The organism is Streptomyces sp. NPDC048496 (genome assembly GCF_043200055.1).
GTDB lineage: Bacteria > Actinomycetota > Actinomycetes > Streptomycetales > Streptomycetaceae > Streptomyces.
This window is the reverse complement of the sequence record NZ_JBICXB010000004.1, coordinates 85255-104867: the sequence shown is the minus strand read 5'-3', so window position 1 is coordinate 104867 and position 19613 is coordinate 85255. Positions and strand designations below refer to the sequence as shown.

At 70.2% G+C, this 19613-nt stretch carries 16 protein-coding genes and 1 pseudogene; 6 read left to right on the top strand and 11 right to left on the bottom strand.

Going from position 1 to position 19613, the window contains the following annotated elements; all coding sequences use genetic code 11:
* Positions 1-79 precede the first annotated feature (79 nt).
* Entirely contained in the window at positions 80-1243 is a 1164-nt protein-coding gene (locus tag ACGFSA_RS06505) for a glycerophosphodiester phosphodiesterase (RefSeq protein ID WP_393300520.1), read from the bottom strand.
* Positions 1244-1476: 233 nt separating this feature from the next.
* Here ACGFSA_RS06505 and ACGFSA_RS06500 point away from each other — a divergent pair, with 233 nt between their 5' ends.
* Positions 1477-2148, top strand: coding sequence for a lysophospholipid acyltransferase family protein (locus ACGFSA_RS06500; RefSeq protein ID WP_393300517.1), 672 nt, complete (start codon positions 1477-1479; stop codon positions 2146-2148).
* Between the two features lie 99 nt (positions 2149-2247).
* Here the strand turns inward: ACGFSA_RS06500 and ACGFSA_RS06495 are convergent, their stop codons facing one another.
* The 5 genes and pseudogenes from ACGFSA_RS06495 to argH all read right to left on the bottom strand — a co-directional run bounded on the left by ACGFSA_RS06495 (position 2248) and on the right by argH (position 7743).
* On the bottom strand, positions 2248-3792 hold the full coding sequence (locus ACGFSA_RS06495) for an MFS transporter (protein WP_393300514.1): 1545 nt from the start codon (positions 3790-3792) through the stop codon (positions 2248-2250).
* Positions 3789-4340: a TetR/AcrR family transcriptional regulator gene (locus ACGFSA_RS06490; RefSeq protein ID WP_393300511.1), complete on the bottom strand. Its 552-nt coding sequence runs from the start codon at positions 4338-4340 to the stop codon at positions 3789-3791. The genes ACGFSA_RS06495 and ACGFSA_RS06490 overlap by 4 nt, the downstream gene beginning before the upstream one ends.
* A 232-nt stretch (positions 4341-4572) precedes the next feature.
* Positions 4573-4875 (bottom strand): annotated as a pseudogene (locus tag ACGFSA_RS06485) (sigma factor); the annotation flags it as partial.
* Between the two features lie 60 nt (positions 4876-4935).
* Positions 4936-5907, bottom strand: coding sequence for an aldo/keto reductase (locus tag ACGFSA_RS06480; RefSeq protein WP_393300508.1), 972 nt, complete (start codon positions 5905-5907; stop codon positions 4936-4938).
* Between the two features lie 402 nt (positions 5908-6309).
* The gene (gene argH, locus ACGFSA_RS06475; protein ID WP_393300506.1) at positions 6310-7743 is read right to left on the bottom strand and encodes an argininosuccinate lyase; all 1434 of its coding nucleotides are present in this window, start codon (positions 7741-7743) and stop codon (positions 6310-6312) included.
* Between the two features lie 501 nt (positions 7744-8244).
* Here argH and ACGFSA_RS06470 point away from each other — a divergent pair.
* Entirely contained in the window at positions 8245-8868 is a 624-nt protein-coding gene (locus ACGFSA_RS06470; protein ID WP_393300503.1) for a HEAT repeat domain-containing protein, read from the top strand.
* Positions 8869-8910: 42 nt separating this feature from the next.
* Entirely contained in the window at positions 8911-9525 is a 615-nt protein-coding gene (locus tag ACGFSA_RS06465; protein WP_393300500.1) for a pyridoxamine 5'-phosphate oxidase family protein, read from the top strand.
* Between the two features lie 124 nt (positions 9526-9649).
* On the opposite strand, the gene ACGFSA_RS06460 is transcribed toward ACGFSA_RS06465, so the two are convergent.
* Genes ACGFSA_RS06460 through argC form a run of 5 tightly spaced genes read right to left on the bottom strand, consistent with a single transcriptional unit; the run spans position 9650 to position 14513 of the window.
* The gene (locus tag ACGFSA_RS06460) at positions 9650-10186 is read right to left on the bottom strand and encodes an arginine repressor (protein WP_037698928.1); all 537 of its coding nucleotides are present in this window, start codon (positions 10184-10186) and stop codon (positions 9650-9652) included.
* Positions 10187-10196: 10 nt separating this feature from the next.
* The gene (locus ACGFSA_RS06455) at positions 10197-11408 is read right to left on the bottom strand and encodes an acetylornithine transaminase (RefSeq protein ID WP_393300497.1); all 1212 of its coding nucleotides are present in this window, start codon (positions 11406-11408) and stop codon (positions 10197-10199) included.
* Positions 11405-12337, bottom strand: coding sequence for an acetylglutamate kinase (gene argB / locus ACGFSA_RS06450; protein ID WP_393300494.1), 933 nt, complete (start codon positions 12335-12337; stop codon positions 11405-11407). The genes ACGFSA_RS06455 and argB overlap by 4 nt, the downstream gene beginning before the upstream one ends.
* Positions 12334-13488 (bottom strand): bifunctional glutamate N-acetyltransferase/amino-acid acetyltransferase ArgJ, encoded by a 1155-nt coding sequence (gene argJ / locus ACGFSA_RS06445; protein ID WP_393300491.1) that lies wholly within the window; start codon positions 13486-13488, stop codon positions 12334-12336. The genes argB and argJ overlap by 4 nt, the downstream gene beginning before the upstream one ends.
* Positions 13485-14513: an N-acetyl-gamma-glutamyl-phosphate reductase gene (gene argC / locus ACGFSA_RS06440; protein WP_393300489.1), complete on the bottom strand. Its 1029-nt coding sequence runs from the start codon at positions 14511-14513 to the stop codon at positions 13485-13487. The genes argJ and argC overlap by 4 nt, the downstream gene beginning before the upstream one ends.
* 656 nt (positions 14514-15169) lie before the next feature.
* On the opposite strand from argC, the gene ACGFSA_RS06435 reads away from it, so the two are divergent.
* The 3 genes from ACGFSA_RS06435 to ACGFSA_RS06425 all read left to right on the top strand — a co-directional run bounded on the left by ACGFSA_RS06435 (position 15170) and on the right by ACGFSA_RS06425 (position 19317).
* Positions 15170-16075, top strand: coding sequence for an endonuclease/exonuclease/phosphatase family protein (locus ACGFSA_RS06435; protein WP_393300486.1), 906 nt, complete (start codon positions 15170-15172; stop codon positions 16073-16075).
* Between the two features lie 647 nt (positions 16076-16722).
* The gene (locus ACGFSA_RS06430) at positions 16723-17328 is read left to right on the top strand and encodes a GPP34 family phosphoprotein (protein WP_393300483.1); all 606 of its coding nucleotides are present in this window, start codon (positions 16723-16725) and stop codon (positions 17326-17328) included.
* A 684-nt stretch (positions 17329-18012) separates the two neighbouring features.
* On the top strand, positions 18013-19317 hold the full coding sequence (locus ACGFSA_RS06425) for a cytochrome P450 (protein ID WP_393300480.1): 1305 nt from the start codon (positions 18013-18015) through the stop codon (positions 19315-19317).
* The last annotated feature ends 296 nt before the right edge of the window (positions 19318-19613 follow it).

Here is a 19613-nt window from a genome sequence, read left to right as displayed (position 1 = left end):
CGGACGGGCGGTTGCCGTCCGCGGGGCGCATCACCCGACCGGGGCATGGCCCGGCCGGGTGCTGACGCGGGGCGATGTGTCAGTTCTTCGTGAAGTCCTCGGCGGCGAGCAGAGCGGTGTCCGGGTTGTCGGAGAAGATCCCGTCGATACCGGTCGCGAAGTACGTCCGGAACGCGCCGAAGGCGTCGCCGTACGCGTTGGGGTCGGTGCCACGACGGAAGTCGGCGGGCAGGAAGGAGTTCTCGTTGCGCATCGTGTACGGGTGCAGGATCAGGCCCTCCTCGTGCGCGTCCTGCACGAGGGAGGTCGGCGTGGTGAGCCGGCCCGACGCGTCCTTGGGAATGATCAGGTCCAGCGTGGGGCCGATGCCCTGCGCGAAGGACGCGATCCACTTCAGCCCCGCGGGGGTCACGAGGTCGTCGACCGTGCGCGGGTCGCCGGTCGCGACGAAGTCCCAGGGCCGCGATCCGGCGCCGGAGAGCAGGACGACGCTCGGGGAGGCGGCAAGCTTCGACAGCCGCTGGATGCTGCTGGGTTCGAAGGACTGGAGGATCAGCGGCGACTGCGCGCGGTGGCGGTTGTAGCGGCGCAGCAGCTTGGCGAGCGGCTCCTCCAGGCCGAGCCCGAGGTCGCGGAAGTAGGTGGGGTGCTTGGTCTCGACGTACAGCCAGATCTGCTTGCCGCGCCTGCGGCCCTCTCGGTCGGCCCACTGGAGCACCTCTTCGAAGGTGGGGACCTCCCAGCGGCCGTCGTAGAGGGTGTTCTTCTGACGGTTGCCCGGTATGCGCTCCTTGGCGCGCAGCGTCTTCAGCTCGGCGAGGGTGAAGTCCTCGGTGAACCAGCCGGTCAGGGAGACCCCGTCGACCTTCTTGGTGGTCCTGCGGCCGGCGAACTCGGGGTGGGCCGAAACATCGGTGGTGGCGGTGATGTCGTTCTCGTGGCGGCAGACGAGATGGCCGTCCTTGGTGGGGACCAGGTCCTGCTCGATGATGTGCGCGCCCATGTCGAGGGCCAGCTGGTACGAGCCGAGGGTGTGCTCGGGTCGGTAGCCGCTCGTGCCGCGGTGGCCGATGACGGTCGGCACGGGAAGGTCCAGCCGGCTGTCGTGGTCGCCGCCGTGGCCACCGGACCGTTCGGCGGCGTCCGCCGTGCCGGGAAGTCCGAGCGCGACCGCGCCGAGTACGGCCGCTCCCGCTCCCAGGACGGTCCGGCGACCGGGGTTCGCCTGCGCACGCTCTGTCATGAATGCTCCCTCGCATGTGATGTGTGGCACCGTCGAGCGAGGCCCGATCGTAGGCAGCCACGCCGTCGGGACGGCAGCTCCTGGACGAACATGGCGGAAACACACATCAACACTGCGTGTCGACTCGATGAACCCGATGTGCGATCAGCGAGTGCCCGCGAGTATCGTCCTCACCTGCATGGACCGCCACGATCCCGCGCCTCGGACGGCCGGCCACTACACCGGAGGAACCGTTGTCCCGACACGCACTCATCAAGGCAGTGCTCGGACCGATCTTGCGCCTGATGTTCCGCCCCCAGGTGGAGGGCGTGGAGAACATTCCCGGCGACGGTCCGGTGATCCTCGCGGGCAACCATCTGACGTTCATCGACTCGATGATCATGCCGATCTGCTGCGAACGGCCGGTGTTCTACATCGGCAAGGACGAGTACGTGACGGGCAAGGGCCTCAAGGGCCGGCTGATGGCCTGGTTCTTCACCGGCTGCGGCATGATCCCGGTGGACCGGGACGGCGGACGCGGCGGTGTCGCGGCGCTGATGACGGGCCGTCGGGTGCTGGACGAGGGCAAGGCGTTCGCCATCTACCCGGAGGGCACCCGCTCCCCCGACGGCCGCCTCTACCGCGGTCGTACGGGCATCGCCCGGCTGACGCTGATGACGGGCGCGCCGGTGGTGCCGTTCGCGATGATCGGCACGGACAAGCTGCAGCCCGGTGGTACCGGTCTGCCCCGTCCCGGCAAGGTGACGGTCCGCTTCGGCGAGCAGATGGAGTTCTCCCGGTACGAAGGCATGGACCGCGACCGCTATGTCCTGCGGGCGGTGACGGACTCCGTGATGGCCGAGGTGATGCGGCTGTCGGGCCAGGAGTACGTCGACATGTATGCGACGAAGGCGAAGGCCGCCTGATCGGACATACGGAAGGGCCTGTACCGCGTTCGGCGGTACGGGCCCTTCCGTATGTCGGGACAACCCGAATGGCCGTAGGAAGAGGGATCCAGGACGCCGCTAAGGGTGTTCGATCTCTTCCTCCAGCGCCTGGCCGCGCAGCAGGAACCAGGAGGCGACGGCCGTCGCCAGCAGGACCACAGCGCCGACGCCCGCGGCGATGTGCAGCCCGTCGACGAACGCGTCCTGCGCCGCGGAGACCAGGGCGTTTCCCTGCGCCTCCGGCAGGCCGTGGGCCGCTTCGACCGCGCCGCCCAGTGACTGGTGGGCGGCCGCGGCGGTCTCGGCCGGGACGCCGTTCGGCGTGACGAAGTCCTGGTAGACGCCGGTGACGATGGAACCGAGCAGAGCGATACCCAGGGCCGCGCCGAGCTCGTACGCCGTCTCGGAGACCGCGGACGCGGAGCCGGCGTGCTCCTTCGGGACACTGGAGAGGATCACGTCGGAGGTCACGGTGAAGGCGAAGCCCGCACCGATGCCGACGACCAGCAGCAGTAGACCGATCAGCGGATAGCCGGTCTCCTGGCGGACGAAGGTGACGGCGGCGAGTGCGACGCCGACCGCCGCCAGTCCGGCGGAGACCACGGACCGGACCGAGAAGCGGCGGGCGGTCATGCCTGCGACCAGGCCGCAGGCAACCGCGCCGACGGCCGCGGGCAGTTCGGCGAGCCCGGCCTCCAGCGGTCCGCGTCCCTGGACCAGTTGCAGGAACTGGGAGAGGAAGAAGACGAGCCCGGACAGGCCGAGGATGGTGAGCAGGTCGGCGAGGACCGCGCCCGAGAAGCCCCGGTGGTGGAAGAGCCGCATGTCCAGCAGCGGCTCGGGGAGCTTCAGCTGCCTGCGGACGAACCAGTACAGCGCGCCCGCACCGCCGATGCCGGAGACCGCGACCTCCCAGCTCGCCCCGTGCGCGGCCAGCTCCTTGATCGCGTACACGACACCGATCATGCCGATCAGGGAGAGCGCGACACTGACCAGGTCCCAGGGGCCGGGCGCCGGGTTCTTCGACTCCGGGATCATGCGGATGCCGACGACCACGAGGACCACCATCACCGGCAGATTGATCAGGAAGACCGAGCCCCACCAGAAATGCTGGAGCAGGAATCCTCCGACGACGGGGCCCACGGCCGCGCCCGCCGATGCCATGGCCCCCCAGATGCCGATGGCGAAGCTGCGCTCACGCGGGTCGTTGAAGAGGTTGCGGATCAGGGCGAGGGTGGACGGCATCAGGGTGGCGCCGGCGACCCCGAGCAGCGCCCGCGCCAGGATCATCATCTCGGGGCTGCTCGCATACGCGTTCAGCACGGAGACCGCACCAAACGCGGTGGCGCCGCTCAGCAGCAGCTTCTTGCGGCCGATGCGGTCACCAAGGCTGCCCATGGAGACCAGGAGTCCGGCGATGACGAACGAGTAGACGTCGCCGATCCAGAGGAGCTGGGTGCCGGTCGGCTGGAGATCCTCGGTGAGGAACGGTGTCGCCAGCCCGAGGACCGTGGCGTCGACGGCCACCAGCAGCACGGCGAGGACGAGGACGGCCAGCGCGATCCACCGCCCGGGGCGACGCAGCTCGTCCGAAGTCTCCGTGTGCTGGTCGATGCTGGTCATTGCTCCACGCTCCGGCGTGCTCCGCCGAGCAGCAACTCGACGATCATGTACTGGAAGTCCTGTCCGGCAACCCGGCCCACCTGGACAGCCCAGGCACCGGTAGAGACGAGTCCGTAGAGGGCCTCGGTCAGCCAGGCCGGGGTCAGGTCGATCCTGAACTCGCCGCGCTCCTGACCGCGCCGGAAGAAGGCGGAGACCCGTGCGTCCGTCCGGTTCCAGCCCTCGTTCACGTCTTCGCCCTCGAAGAGCTGGTTCTCCGTGACGAGGAAGGACAGCAGTCCGGCGCACGGTTCAACGGCCGCGATCAGCCGGCGCAGCGCCTCCTCCGAGGTTCCCTCGTCGAGCGCGGCGGCGTCCAAGGCCGCTTCGAACTCCTGGATCCCCAGGTTCTCCAATGCTCTGACCAGGGTGTCCCGGCCGGCGAAGTGCCGGTGCAGGGTGGCGCGCCCGATGCCCGCCGCCCGGGCGACCTCGTCCATGGTGGCGGTCGATCTACGGGTCAGCAGTGCGGCGGCGCTGCGCAGCACCTGCTCACGGTCAAGAGTCATGAGACAACACTAACCCACATGAGACAAGTATGTCTCATTCCAGGCGGTGCACGGCAGCGCGCCGGACGGGACGCTCTGGAAGACGCAGTACGTCGTGGAGTACGCGGCCGGACGGCCGTTCGCGTGGGTCGACGGCGAGGTGACCGAGCGGGACCGGGCATGGATCGCCCGACAGGGGCCGGGCCGGTCACCGCCGGGCTGCGGGCCAAGGATCGGATCGCAGGTGTGCCCCGTCGGGCGTCCGTGCCTCCAGCGGCTCCTCCCACCGGGACCGGCGGGAGCGCAGCATGTCCAGGCAGACCCGGCCGACGACCGTGGTCAGCCGGCCGCCCAGGTTGTCGATCTGCCGGCCGTCGGAGCGGCTGAGCCGGATCCACGCTTCCTGGACTGCGTCCTCCGCCTCGCTCACCGAGCCGAGCATCCGGTGGGCCACGGCCTTCAGATGGGTCCGGTTCCCCTCGAAGCGTGCTGCCAGAAACTCGTTCTCGTCCACAGACCCATTCCTCCGTCGCGTGCCGTCACAGCACTGACACATGGAACGGCGCCGATGTGACAGAACGGCCGGTGATCAAGGAATCGGCAGGTGCGCCGCCGGTCAGCTCCAGGGCAGCGCGGCGCGGTGGCGCCAGTACGCCTCGGGCTCCTCGACCAGCGCGTCGAGCTGGGACCGCCGCTCCTCGTCGAGGCCGACGAGCGGGGCGTGCAGGTTGCCGGCGAGTTGGGTGACCGTCGCCGCACCGGAGAGCACGACGCCGGCCCACGGCTGGTGCAGCACCAGCGCGAGCGCGACCGCGTCGCTTCCGAGGCCCGCCTCGGCCGCGATCTCCTGGACGATCGCGGGGGCATCCGTTCCGGCGAGGCGTCCGTTGGCCATGGCTTCCTTGACGATCACGGTCAGCCCGGCCTCGTGCGCCTCGGCGAGCGCGGGACCGGCCGAGGTCTCCAGGGCGTTGAAGGTGGCCTGGACGGTACGGAAGAGGGGTTCGCCGTCGACCCTGACGGTGAGCGCGGCACGGATGGCGTCCGCCTGGGCGGGGCCGCTGGTGGAGAGTCCGACGCTGACTCCGTCGGCCGCGAGTTCGGCGAGCCGCGCGTGGAGTTCCTTGTCGGTGAGGGCCGGGCTGTCGGCGGTCACGGAGTGGATCTGGTAGAGGTCGAGCCGGTCGCCGAGCAGCGCCTCGGTCTCGGCGCGCTGCCGCTCGAACGTGGCGAGGCTGTGGTCCTTGACCTCGTGCGCCTCGGCGTCGATGTTCCAGTCGGCGGTGTAGGTGTAGCCCCACTTGCTGCCGATGACGACATCCCGTACTTCGGGACGGGCTGCCAGCCAGGCGCCGAGGAACTCCTCCGAGCGGCCGTAGGAGCGGGCGGCGTCGAAGTAGCGGACGCCCTGGGCGTAGGCGGCGTCGAGCAGTTCATGGGTGCGCTCGCGCAGGGCGTCGGCGCTCCGGTCATCGGGCAGGTCCCGGTCGCGGTGGAGATTGATGTAGCCGGGCCTGCCGACCGCGGCCAGGCCGAGCCCGATATGGGCGGTCGGGGTCGTGGCCGAGGTCAGGCGTCCGAAGGGCATGGCGGGCTCCTCGTCGATGGGGTGCTCCCCGCCAACGTAACGCAGCCGGATTCACGCGCGTCCAGCCGCGGGATTCGGCCGATCGGGCCCTCGCCGGCCGGGAACGGGCCGGTCCGGCCGGGGTCTCGCCCCTCCGACCTGCGCAGACCTGGTCGGGTCCGGTCGGCAGGTCGGCTTGCATGTCGTCCGGGAGTTTCAGCCGGATGAGCACCCGCGGGAGCGGACCGGTGGTCATCGGCCCGGCAAGTGCGGGTGTCGGCGTCCCCACCGTCACGGCGGTGACGTGGTGGTCGGCCACACCCCGGACCCCCTCGTCGCCGTTCGGTCGCCCGCCCGTACGGACGCGGCGAGGCGGGGAGCGCACGACCGCTCCCCGCCTCATCGCCTGCGCCCGGCCTGCTGTCAGCTCTTCGCGGTCGCCCATGCGTGCTGGACGGCAAGGTCGGCCTTGACCTCGGTGAGCTGCGCGGCGACGGCCGACGGGGCCGTACCGCCGCGCCCGTTGCGGGAGGCCAGCGCGCCCGGCACGTTGAGGACCGTGCGGACCTCGGGGGTGAGGTGCTCGGAGATCTTCGCGAACTGCGCGTCGGTGAGTTCGTCGAGTTCGATGCCCTGCTGCTCGCACTCCTTGACGCACTCCCCCGCGACCTCGTGCGCGACACGGAACGGGACGCCCTGCTTGACCAGCCACTCGGCGATGTCCGTGGCGAGCGAGAAGCCGGCCGGTGCGAGCTCCTCCATCCGCTCGCGGTTGACGGTGAGCGTGGCCATCATGCCGGTGAAGGCGGGCAGCAGGACCTCGAGCTGGTCGCAGGAGTCGAAGACCGGTTCCTTGTCCTCCTGGAGGTCGCGGTTGTAGGCGAGCGGGAGGGCCTTCAACGTGGCCATCAGGCCCGTCAGGTTGCCGATGAGCCGGCCGGACTTGCCGCGGGCCAGCTCGGCGATGTCCGGGTTCTTCTTCTGCGGCATGATCGACGAGCCGGTGGAGAAGGCGTCGTGCAGGGTGACGAAGGAGAACTCCTTCGTGTTCCAGATGATGACCTCCTCCGCGATCCGGGAGAGGTTGACGCCGATCATCGCCGTGATGAACGCGAACTCGGCGACGAAGTCGCGAGAGGCCGTGCCGTCGATGGAGTTGGCTACGGAACCGTGCTCGAAGCCGAGGTCGGCGGCGACCGCCTCCGGGTCGAGTCCCAGGGACGAACCGGCGAGTGCGCCGGAGCCGTACGGGGAGACGGCCGTGCGCTCGTCCCACTGCCGCAGCCGCCCGGCGTCCCGGGACAGGGACTGCACATGGGCCAGGACATGGTGGGCGAAGAGGACGGGCTGGGCGTGCTGCAGATGCGTACGGCCCGGCATGGCGACGTCCGCATGCGCCTCGGCGAGACCGACCAGGGCGTCCTGGAGCTCGGCGATCAGACCGCCGATGATCCGGGCGTGATCGCGCAGGTACATCCGGAAAAGCGTGGCGACCTGGTCGTTGCGGGACCGGCCGGCGCGCAGCTTGCCGCCGAGGTCCTTGCCGAGGCGCTCCAGCAGGCCGCGCTCCAGCGCGGTGTGGACGTCCTCGTCGGCGATGGTGCCGGTGAAGGAGCCGTCGGCGACATCGGCTTCGAGCTGGTCGAGACCGGCGATCATGCGGGCCAGTTCGTCCGCGGTGAGCAGGCCCGCCTTGTTGAGGACACGCGCGTGGGCGCGGGAGCCGGCGATGTCGTACGGCGCGAGCCGCCAGTCGAAGTGGACGGAGGCGGACAGTTTGGCCAGCGCCTCGGCCGGGCCGTCGGCGAAACGGCCGCCCCAGAGGCGTACGTCGCTGTTGCCGGTGCCGTTGCTCACTGCGTGCTCCTCGGAAATGCCAGGGGGTGGATGTGCGACCGCCTCCCCGCCGTGGAGGAACGGGGAGGCGGTGACGTAAACGGGTCGGCGTCAGGCCAGGTCACGCTTCGCGGCGATCTTCGACGAGAGGCCGAAGATCTCGATGAAGCCCTGTGCCTCGGACTGGTCGAACGTGTCGCCCGAGTAGGCGAGCGCGACGCGCTCGGTCACGGGTTTCTCCTTACGGCGCAATCCATGATGGGCATAACTATGCAGCCCTCCGTATGATTTGTCAAAGCTACTGGTGAACGGCTCACCCGAACGTTCGATCCCGGACCGTAAATGCCGGGCCCGGACACCGTGCGGCCCTCTACGATCGGCCTCCGCATACCTGGTGGGGGCACGTGATGAGCAGCGACTACGAGGCCGCTGAACGGCTGGCCCGGGGCATACCGCTCCGGCGATCGCGGTCTCCTCGCCCCGGCAGCACCGGCCCGCACCGCAGCCGCCGCCTCGGACGATGTGCGCATCCAGACACTGTGTGCGGAGGCCGCGATCGCGGGGATGCGGGACGGGGCGTACGACGAGGTGCTGGGCCCTCTGCTGTCGGCGCGGTCCCCCCAGGTGCGGTCCGCCGGTGTCACCGGGCTGCGGCGGGCCGGGCGGCAGGGCGAGGCGGCGGTGTTCCTCGCCGACCGGTCCGGGGTCGTACGGGCCTGTGCCCGCTATGTACTGCGGCAGGGCGGCATCGATCCGCTCCCCCTCTACCGGTCGATGTGCGCCGACCCGGCCGCCCGCCCTGCGGCCCCCGCCGGGCTCGGCGAGTGCGGCACCAGGGAGGACGCCCCGGCGCTGTGGTCGCTGGTGACGCACCCTGTGCCCGCAGTCCGCGTCCACGCCGTCACCGGCCTGCGCGCGCTCGACGCGGTGCGGTACGAGCAGCTGCTGCCCCTCCTCGACGACCCGTCACCCGCCGTCGTCCGGGCGGTGACGCAGGCTCTGCTGCCGGACGCCGGCCGGATACCGCACGAGTGGCTGCTCGTCAGGACCGGGGCGGACCGACCGCGTGCCCTGCGTGTGGCGGCGGAGCGGCTGTTGCGAGTCCACCTCCGCGCGGCAGTCCGCCAGCGGCGTCCCACCGGCTGAAATGCCCCTGCCGGGCACCGCATTGGCGCCGATAATCACCTCATGGGAAAGACGTACGAACGCATCGACGGACGGCTCAAGGCCTTCATCGAAGAGCAGCACATCTTCTTCACGGCGACCGCGCCCCTCGACGGGAACGGCACGGTCAACCTCTCCCCCAAGGGCGTCAGCGGCTCCTTCGCGGTCGTCGACGAGCGGACCGTGGCCTATCTGGACTTCGCCGGGAGCAATGCGGAGACCGTGGCGCATCTCCGCGAGAACGGCCGCATCACCCTCATGTGGTGTGCCTTCCAGGGACCGCCGAACATCGTGCGGGTGCACGGCCGCGGCGAGCCCGTCTTCCGCGACGACCCGCGGTTCACCGGCCTGCTCGCCCACTTCCCCGGCGTCGACCCCACACCGCACGGGCTGCGCGCGATCATCGTGGTGACGGCCGAGCTGATCCGGGACACCTGCGGATTCGCCGTGCCTTTCATGTCCTACGACGAGGACCGGCCGCTCCACGCCCAGCGCTTCGCCCGCGAGGACGACGCCTCGCTCAGCGAGTACTTCGCCTCGCTCAGCGAGTACTTCGAGAAGAAGGAGCACGTCGCGACCAGCATCGACGGCCTTCCCGGGCTGCCGCTCCCGCTGCCGGGCATGCCCGCCGCGGGATGAGCCGTCGGGCATGGGTCCGTACGGAGCAGGCCCGGGGGCCGACCGGTTCGGTCGCGCGGAGTCGCATGACGCCGCTCGCTGCTCCACTCCCTGTCGTGGGGGAGGCCGTAAGGCCCGCGCGGGCTCAGCGGCCGTTCTGCGCCAGCCGCAGCAGATGGTCGGCGAGTGCCTGACCGCCCGCCGGGTCACGGCTGATCAGCATCAACGTGTCGTCGCCCGCGATCGTGCCGAGGATGTCCTGCAGTTCGGCCTGGTCGATGGCCGAGGCCAGGAACTGGGCCGCGCCCGGAGGCGTACGCAGCACCACGAGGTTGGCCGAGGCCTCCGCCGAAATGAGCAGTTCGGCGGAGAGGCGCCGCATCCGCTCCTCCTTGGCGGACTCGCCGAGCGGCGCCTGCGGGGTACGGAAACCTCCCTCGCTCGGCACCGCGTAGATCAGCTCGCCGCCAGTGTTACGGATCTTCACCGCGCCCAGCTCGTCCAGATCCCGGGAGAGCGTCGCCTGGGTGACGCTCAGCCCGTCGTCGGCGAGGAGCTTGGCCAGCTGGCTCTGTGAGCGCACCGGCAGCCGGTTCAGAATGTCCACGATCCGGCGGTGGCGTGCCGTGCGGGTCTGCGGCACGGACTGCCCGCCGTACTCGGATTCCTGCGCCTCGGTCATCGTCGTCGCCTCATTCTCCGGAGCGCTTCTCTCCGGATGTTCCGTCCCCGTGTGCCGCGTCAAGGGCGCCGGGCAGTGCCTCGAGGAACGCGTCCACCTCCGCGTCACCGATGATCAGCGGCGGCATCAGCCGTACGACATCGGGGGCGGGCGCGTTCACCAGGAGTCCGGCTCCCTGAGCCGCCTGCTGCACCTGAGGTGCGAGGGGCTCGGTGAGCACGATACCCAGGAGCAGTCCGGAGCCGCGGACGTGGGAGACCAATGGGTGCCCCAGCCCCTCGACACCCTCCCGGATCCGCTCGCCGAGCCGCTTCACCCGATCCAGGGCGCCGTCGGCGGCGAGGGTGTCCAGCACGGCGAGACCAGCGGCGCAGGCGATCGGGTTGCCGCCGAACGTCGTGCCGTGCTGACCGGGCTTCAGCAGGTCGGCCGTGGCACCGAAGGCGACGGTGGCGCCGATCGGCAACCCGCCGCCCAGGCCCTTGGCAAGGGTGACGATGTCGGGCTCGATGCTCTGGTGGGCCTGGTGCTCGAACCAGTGGCCGCACCGGCCGATACCGGTCTGCACCTCGTCGAGAACGAGCAGGGTGCCGGTGGCCCGGGTGATCTCCCGGGCGGCCTCCAGGTAGCCCTTGGGCGGGACGACCACACCGTTCTCGCCCTGGATGGGTTCGATGATCACCAGCGCGGTCTCGGTGGTCACTGCGGCGCGGAGGGCTTCCGCATCTCCGTACGGGACATGTGTGACGTCGCCGGGCAGCGGGAGGAACGGCTCGCGCTTCCCGGGCTGGCCGGTGAGGGCGAGGGCCCCCATGGTCCGGCCGTGGAAGCCGCCGTCGGTGGCGACCATATGGGTCCGCCCGGTCAGTCGGCCGATCTTGAAGGCGGCCTCGTTGGCCTCGGCGCCCGAGTTGGAGAAGCAGACCCGGCCGGTCCGTCCGAAAAGGTGCAGGAGCCGCTCGGCGAGGGCGACGGGCGGTTCGGCGATGAAGAGGTTGGAGACATGGCCGAGGGAGGCGATCTGGGCGGAGACGGCCTCGACGACGGCGGGGTGGGCGTGGCCCAGCGCGTTCACCGCGATGCCGCCGACGAAGTCGAGGTACTCGGTGCCGTCGGCGTCCCACACGCGGGCACCTTCGCCGCGGACCAGGGAGAGCTGCGGGGTGCCGTAGTTGTCCATGAGCGAGCCCTGCCACCGCTGTGAAAGCTCGGCATTGGTCATGCTTCCCCCTCTGTCCCTGACTGTGCGACTGTCCCTGACTGTGCGTCGGGCACGACCATCGTGCCGATTCCTTCGTCGGTGAAGATCTCCAGCAGGATCGAGTGCTGGACCCGGCCGTCGATGACACGGGCGGTCTCGACGCCGTTGCGCACGGCGAACAGACAGCCCTGCATCTTCGGCACCATGCCGCTGGACAGCTCCGGCAGCAGCTTCTCCAGTTCGTCGGCGGTGAGCCGGCTGATCACATCGTCGCTGTTGGGCCAGTCCTCGTAGAGACCCTCGACGTCGGTGAGAACCATCAGCGTCTCGGCGTTCAGCGCGGCGGCGAGTGCGGCGGCCGCGGTGTCGGCGTTGACGTTGTAGACGTGGTTGTCGTCGGCGGAGCGGGCGATGGAGGAGATGACCGGGATCCGGCCGTCGTCCAGCAGCGCCTGGATGGCCCCGGTGTCGATGGCGGTGATCTCGCCGACCCGGCCGATGTCGACGCGTTCACCGTCGATGGTGGGGCGGTGCCGGGTGGCGGTGATGGTGTGGGCGTCTTCGCCGGTCATGCCGACGGCGAGCGGGCCGTGCTGGTTGAGCAGGCCGACGAGCTCGCGCTGGACCTGTCCGGCCAGCACCATCCGTACGACGTCCATCGCCTCGGGCGTGGTGACGCGCAGCCCGGCCTTGAACTCGCTGACCAGGCCCTGCTTGTCGAGCTGGGCACTGATCTGCGGGCCACCGCCGTGCACGACAACGGGCTTGAGGCCGGCCTGCCGCAGGAAGACGACGTCCTGGGCGAAGGCCGCCTTCAGCTCCTCGTCGATCATGGCGTTGCCGCCGAACTTGATGACGATGGTCTTGCCGTTGTGCCGGGTCAGCCAGGGCAGCGCCTCGATGAGGATCTCCGCCTTCGGGAGTGCGGTGTGTTTCCGCGCCGCACTCATGAGCTGTACGCGCTGTTCTCGTGGACGTAGTCCGCGGTGAGGTCGTTGGCCCAGATGACGGCCGACTCGGTGCCTGCGGCGAGGTCGGCGGTGATCTTCACCTCGCGATAGCGCATGTCGACGAGGTCTCGGTCCTCGCCGACCCCGCCGTTCTTGCAAACCCAGACGCCGTTGATGGCGACATTGAGCTGGTCGGGTTCGAAGGCGGCCTTCGTCGTGCCGATCGCGGAGAGGACCCGGCCCCAGTTGGGGTCCTCGCCGTGGATGGCGCACTTGAGGAGGTTGTTGCGCGCGATGGAACGGCCCACCTCGACGGCGTCGTCCTCGGTCGCCGCGTTGATGACCTCGATCCGGATGTCCTTGGAGGCACCCTCGGCGTCCCCGATCAGCTGCCGGGCCAGGTCGGCGCAGACGACCCGTACGGCCTCCGCGAACTCGCCCTGCTCCGGGGTGATCCCGCCGGCCCCGGAGGCCAGCAGCAGCACGGTGTCGTTCGTCGACATGCAGCCGTCGGAGTCGACCCGGTCGAAGGTGGTGCGGGTCGCGGCGCGCAGCGCGGAGTCGAGACCGGCGGCGTCGACGTCGGCGTCGGTGGTGAGGACGACCAGCATCGTGGCGAGCCCCGGTGCGAGCATGCCCGCACCCTTGGCCATGCCGCCGACGGTCCAGCCCTCGCCGCCCGCGACGGCGGTCTTGTGGACCGTGTCCGTGGTCTTGATGGCGATGGCGGCCTTCTCGCCGCCGTGCTCGCTGAGCGCCGCGGCGGCGGTCTCGATGCCGGGCAGCAGCTTGCCCATCGGGAGCAGCGTGCCGATCAGCCCGGTCGAGGCGACGGCGATCTCACCGGCGCTGTGACCGATGAGCACCTCGGCGGCCTTCTCGGCGGTGGCGTGCGTGTCCTGGAAGCCCTGCGGGCCCGTACAGGCGTTGGCGCCACCGGAGTTGAGGACGACGGCGGTGACCTCGCCGCCCTTGAGGACCTGCTCCGACCAGAGGACGGGGGCGGCCTTGACGCGGTTGGAGGTGAAGACTCCCGCGGCGGCGCGACGCGGGCCGTTGTTGACCACGAGGGCCAGGTCCGGGTTACCGCTCTCCTTGATTCCCGCGGCGATACCCGCCGCCGAGAACCCCTGTGCTGCCGTGACGCTCACGGTGCCACTCCGATCGTGGAAAGACCTGTGTCCTCGGGAAGTCCGAGGGCGATGTTCATGCTCTGCAGGGCGCCGCCCGCGGTGCCCTTGGCAAGGTTGTCGATGGCGCTGATGACGACGATCCGGCCGGCTGCCTCGTCGTACGCGACCTGGATCTGCACGGCGTTGGAGCCGTACACGGACGCGGTGGCGGGCCACTGTCCCTCGGGAAGGAGATCGACGAACGGCTCGTCCGCGAAGGCCTTGTCATAGGCGGTACGTACGGACTCGGCGGTCACGCCCGGCTTCGCCTTCGCGCTGCATGTGGCGAGAATGCCGCGGGGCATGGGCGCGAGGGTCGGTGTGAAGGAAACCGTGACCGGCTCACCGGCGGCCGCGCTGAGGTTCTGGATCATCTCGGGCGTGTGCCGGTGGACACCGCCGACGCCGTACGGAGACATGTTGCCCATCACCTCGGAGCCGAGCAGGTGCGGCTTGGCCGCCTTGCCCGCCCCGGAGGTACCGGACGCGGCGACGACGACGGCCTCGGGCTCGACGAGCTTGGCCGCGTACGCCGGGAACAGCGCGAGGGAGACGGCCGTCGGGTAGCAGCCGGGCACCGCGATCCGCTTGGAACCCGCCAACGCGGCACGGGCGCCGGGAAGCTCGGGCAGACCGTAGGGCCAGGTCCCGGCGTGTGGCGACCCGTAGAACTTCTCCCAGTCACCGGCGTCCTTCAGCCGGAAGTCGGCGCCCATGTCGACGACGAGCACCTCGTCACCGAGCTGCTCGGCGACGGCGGCGGACTGCCCGTGCGGCAGGGCGAGAAAAACGACGTCGTGCCCGGCGAGGACCTCGGGCGTCGTCGGCTGGAGTACCCGGTCGGCGAGCGGCCGCAGATGCGGTTGCAGCGTGCCGAGCTTCTGGCCGGCGTTGGTATTGCCGGTGAGAGCACCGACCTCCACCTCGGGGTGAACGAGCAGCAGACGGAGCAGCTCCCCGCCGGCATACCCGCTCGCCCCTGCCACTGCTGCACGTACCGCCATCGGAATCCTCCTCATCGATGGCATGACTATACGCATCGCCGCACGTTTATGCAAAGCCTTCGCGGGCCGACACGCCGCGATGTGCGGCCGCCGCCGGTCGTAGCCCGCCCAGGACGCGCAGGAAGCGGTACTGGGCGACGCTCCGCTCAGCGGCTTCGCCCAGGTTGTGCCACATATCCCCATGGTCCGCCATCTGCACCGTCTGGGGCACCCCTGCGGGCGCACCTGCGCGGAGAACGGTGCGCAGCCACGGCATACGACCTCGGTCGCTGACCTTTTGGCCAGCCCTGCGGCCAAGGCCGAAGCCTCCCCGTCGGACAGCAGGTCCGCCGGCCGACGTGGCTCGCCATCCACCACGGTCCCGTGGCTGCAGCCCTTGCGCGTCGCGTGCTCATCCACGCCGACCACCCTCGGGGCCGGAAGTTGCGGGTCGGGCCATGCCCCGACCATTCGCGGCCCTGTGCGCGGAAAACAGAACTGATTCACCCGGTGGCTCGTCCTGGGGGGCGAGGCCAAATGGATGGGAAGCCATAGTGGAGCAGGCGCGGGCGGACAGCGGTGCGACGTCGACGGTGAAGGCAGCAGCGCCTCGGTGGACGCGGCGCCGGGCTCCGGGCGAGGATGCGAGGGTCCGGTCGACCTGGACGCGCGGGCGGGTGCTCGTTGTGCTCGCGGTGCTGACGGCCGGGCTGCTGGCGTTCCACCGGGCTGTCCCCAACTCCGTGGGCCGCCTGGGCAGTCTGCTGGAAGCCTTCCTGCCCTGGCTCGGCCTGGTGGTTGTGGTGCTGCTCGGAGTGGCGCTGCTGCGCCGTTCGGCCACCGCGGTGGTGGCCCTGCTGATGCCCGTGGTGGCCTGGATGCACCTCTTCGGCGGGCTGCTCCTGCCCGGGGCGAAGCCCGGCGGGCACGACTTGGTCGTGGTGCAGCACAACGTCAGCGACGAGAACACCGACCCGGCAGGCACGGCCCGCGCCCTGGCCGACGCCGAGCCCGATCTCATCGCGCTGGAGGAGCTGGTACCCCCGGCACTGCCGGTCTACGAGAAGACCCTCGCCTCGGACTACCCGTACCACGCGGTCCGGGGCACCGTCGGACTCTGGTCGAAGTATCCGCTGACCGACACCCGGCTGGTGGCCATCAAACCCCAGGGGATCGCGGAGGCCTGGAGTCGCGGGCTGCGGACCGTGGTCCACACGCCGCACGGCGAGATCGCGGCGTACGTCGCGCACCTGCCCTCGGTCCGCGTCCGGGCGAGCGGCCTCGCATCCTCCTGGCGCGACGAGAGCGCCGGCCTGCTGGGCAAGGCCGTCGCCGCCGAGAAGCTGACAACGGTGATCCTGCTGGGGGACCTCAACGGCACGGTCGACGACCGTGGGCTGGCCCCGCTGACCTCACGGATGAACGTGGCGGAACGCGGCTTCGCCTTCAGCTTCCCCGCCGCCTTCCCGCTGGCCCGGATCGACCAGGTCATGGCCCGCTCGGCGACCGTCGCCCACATCCACACCTTGCCCGCCACCGGCAGCGACCACCTGCCGGTCGCCGCCCGGATCACACTGGGCTGAGGAAAAGGTCCGGTGACAGCGAATCTGCGTATATGACAACTGGCGTGCTTCGGCACAGGCGGTACGACTGGGCGCGGCAGCCGGTCGGTGTGGCCAAACCGAAGCGCGCATACGTCGCCGGACGGCTCGGGTACCCGACTCGATCTGAGTAGCCACGCCCACGTGTCGCGCCGCCCGGAGGACCTACGTTCGGCGACATGAATGCTTTTCAGCCCGTCACCTGCGCCTTCCGGTCGTGCGTCGTGATCCGACTCTCGCGTGCGGCCGCCGTCGCGGCGCCGGCGTAGGGACCGGAGGACGCCGAAAGATCACCTGACCCGAGCACCCTGGACTGCGCTCATGGTGGGGCCGACGCAGGGTGCAGCTGCCGCCCTCACTCCGTAAGCTCGTTACCGGGAAAGCCTGGCGACGGGCAGGAAGGTCCTTGAGGATCCTTTCCTCACACACCGACCGCACGATCAGTGATCTGATCCCGATGGACAGCACCGGCCGGGCTTCCCGCCCGCCGGCTACCCGCAGCACATCCGCTCAGCGATCGCGACCGCCACCGACAACGGCAGCCGACCTTGCCGCCCGGCGTCACATCGGGTGCCGGACCAGCTGCTCAGCGACGCATCGCTACCGATGCCTCTGACGTGGAGCCCTTCATGACCACACCGCGGGACCTCTCGATCACCGTCATGGACATGGCGCCCACTCACCCTGTGGAGCAGGGCGACCTGTCGCTCGCGCTCGCGGGAGCCGAGATGATCGACCTCCTCGGTGCCGAGGCCCTCAGACTGGACGGCGATCAGATCGTGCCGGGCCTCCGGCCCCCCATAGCCGATCGCCTGCTGGACGAGGCTGCGGCGTCGCTGATCCGAGAAGCGCCGTACGAATCGGTCGACGACTGGCTGTGGCGCAGAGGTCGCGGCCTGTCCGCAGCCTATCTGGCCGCGCTCGAGGCGGAGGGGCAGCTCACTCGGCAGCCCCGTCGCGGGATGCCCTTCCTGAGCGGTCGGACGGTGCTGGTCGATTCGCCCGCGCGCCGCGACGCGGCGAACCGCTGGACATCTGATGAGCCCGTCCTCGCCGCCCTCGCGGCAGCCATCGGGATCCGGGACGAGCTGACCGGGGACTTCCCGGAAACGTTCGACGACGCGGTAGTGACAGTGCTGGCCGCAGTCAATGACGCGCTGATGGAGCTGGAGGCCGTACGGCAACGGCGAGCCATCGAGGATGCGGCCTTCGACAACATCTGGCGAGGCGAATGACGACGGCACACGCGAGGCGATGGCCGCCGCCACCTGATAGCCACGGCCCTTGACACACCTGCGCGCCGGTGTGGCCACCAGGACTCCCGAGTCGGCGGGAAGGCTGCCGCCCGCGCACCATCCGGTACCCCTGTCGTCCAGGTGTGACGCCCACAGCGGTGCCCTGCACCGGCGAGGCGTGCCTCGACGTCCTCGATTGGTGTGACTCGGCGTTTCAGCCGGCGGATGAGATTCCCGCTTGCGCCCGGCCGGCTCGGTTCGGGCTCCGTGTGCGCATGGCGCGGCTGAGAACTGCCATCACACTTGTCTTCCTGCCAGGGTGTGTTCGCCAACCAACCGAAGACGCTCAGTCACCCCTGTGGCCGCGTACGTGGGTTGGACGGTCGGCGCTTGAGTCGGCCGGGCGGGCAGCGGGGTGACACTGCCGGGTACGAGGCCGGGCTTTCGAGGGCGAAGCGGGCCGGGCCGGTGACGGCCAGGTCGTCGTGGGGTGTGCCGGAACGCACCGATCCAGACCGTGGACAACGGCTCGCCGTCTCCCTGGTCCGCAGTGCCTGGTCGGCGGCACCGCGATGGGGGCTACCGGCCTCCGGACCGGCAGGGCTTACCCTCCTGCTGGGCTCCCCGGACCGGTTACCGGCACGGGCCTCGTCCGTCCCACCTCACAGATGCGAGCACGAGTACATGTCCATGCCTTCCGCACGTTCCACAATAGCGACGTGGGTGACCCGTCTCTATTTCTCCCGGCTTCGGAAGAAGGGCCGCGGCCTCGACCTCTCCATTCTCTCGAAGCTGCCCGACGCCGCGCTGCTGCCGCTGCGCCGTGACGGCCTCGACCCCGTCCCGGAGATCGGCGCGCTGCGCGACCGGGAGCCGGTCAGTCGGCTGCCCATACCCGGCATGACGGTCTGGCTGGTCTCCGGTTACGACGAGGCGAAGCAGGTCCTCGGCGACGCCCGCGCCTTCAGCAACGACTTCGCCAACCTCGTCAACCACACGAGTGTCACCGAGAACCATCAGCCGGGCGGCCTGGGCTTCTGCGACCCGCCCGACCACACACGCCTGCGCCGGCTGCTCACCCCCGAGTTCACGATGCGCCGGCTCAGCCGCCTGACGCCCCGTATCCACGCGATCGCCGAGGAATGCCTGGCCGAACTGGCAAAGGCCGCAGACACCGACGGGCGGGTCGACTTCGTCGAGCACTTCGCGTTGCCGGTCCCGGCCCTGGTCATCTGCGAGCTCCTCGGCGTTCCGTACGAGGAACGGGACGCCTTCCAGCAGTTCTCGGTCGCCCGCTTCGATGTTCTCGGCGGCGTCGGCGCATCCTTCGGCGCGATCTCCCAGTCCAGGGAGTACCTGCACGGCCTGGTCGAACAGCAGCGCCGCAACCCCGGCGACGGTCTGCTCGGCATGCTCATCCGCGAACACGGCGACAGCGTCACCGACGAGGAACTCACCGGCCTCGCCGACGGCGTTCTCACCGGCGGTCTGGAAACGACCGCGAGCATGCTCGCCCTCGGCACTCTGGTCATGCTCCAGGACCGCAAGCACTTCACGGCGATGCGCAACGCCGACGACCCGGCCGCGGTCGCCGCCCCCTTCGTCGACGAACTCCTGCGCCATCTCACGGTCGTCCAGACGGCCTTTCCGCGCTTCGCACGCGAGGACATGGAGGTCGGCGGCGTACGCATATCCGGCGGCGACATCGTCATCGTCTCCCTCAGCGCCGCCGACCGCGACCCGCGTCTCGGCGCGGCGATGGACACGTTCGACCCGGCCCGCCCACCCGCCTCGTCCCATCTGGCGTTCGGACACGGCATCCACCGCTGCATCGGCGCCGAACTCGGCAAGATGGAACTCCGCGCGGCCTTCCCCAAGTTGGTAGCCCGTTTTCCGGAATTGCGCCTCGCGGTGCGGCCGGAGGAACTGGAGTTCCGTAAGTTGTCGGTCGTGTACGGGGTGGACTCACTGCCGGTGCATCTGAGCTGAACAGCGCCCGGCCTCGCGAGCAGGTCTCCGGGGAAGCCGTCGCTCACGCGCTGCGGGCGCGGCGGCGTGCACGGCAGCAGAATGCTCGATACGAGCAGCAGCCCGAAGGCGGCGCCGGAGCCGGCCAGGACCCCCGCCGTGGGCGCACAAACCATGTGGGGCACATCACTGCTTGCCACCCGTTTTTCGCAGTCGCCTCCGGGCCGCCGGGTGAGCGTGAAGCCATCAGTCCGAACGCCGGAAGGCGCACCCCGACCGGCGTCGTCGCGCAGCCGACCTGTGGAGCGTCAGCCCTG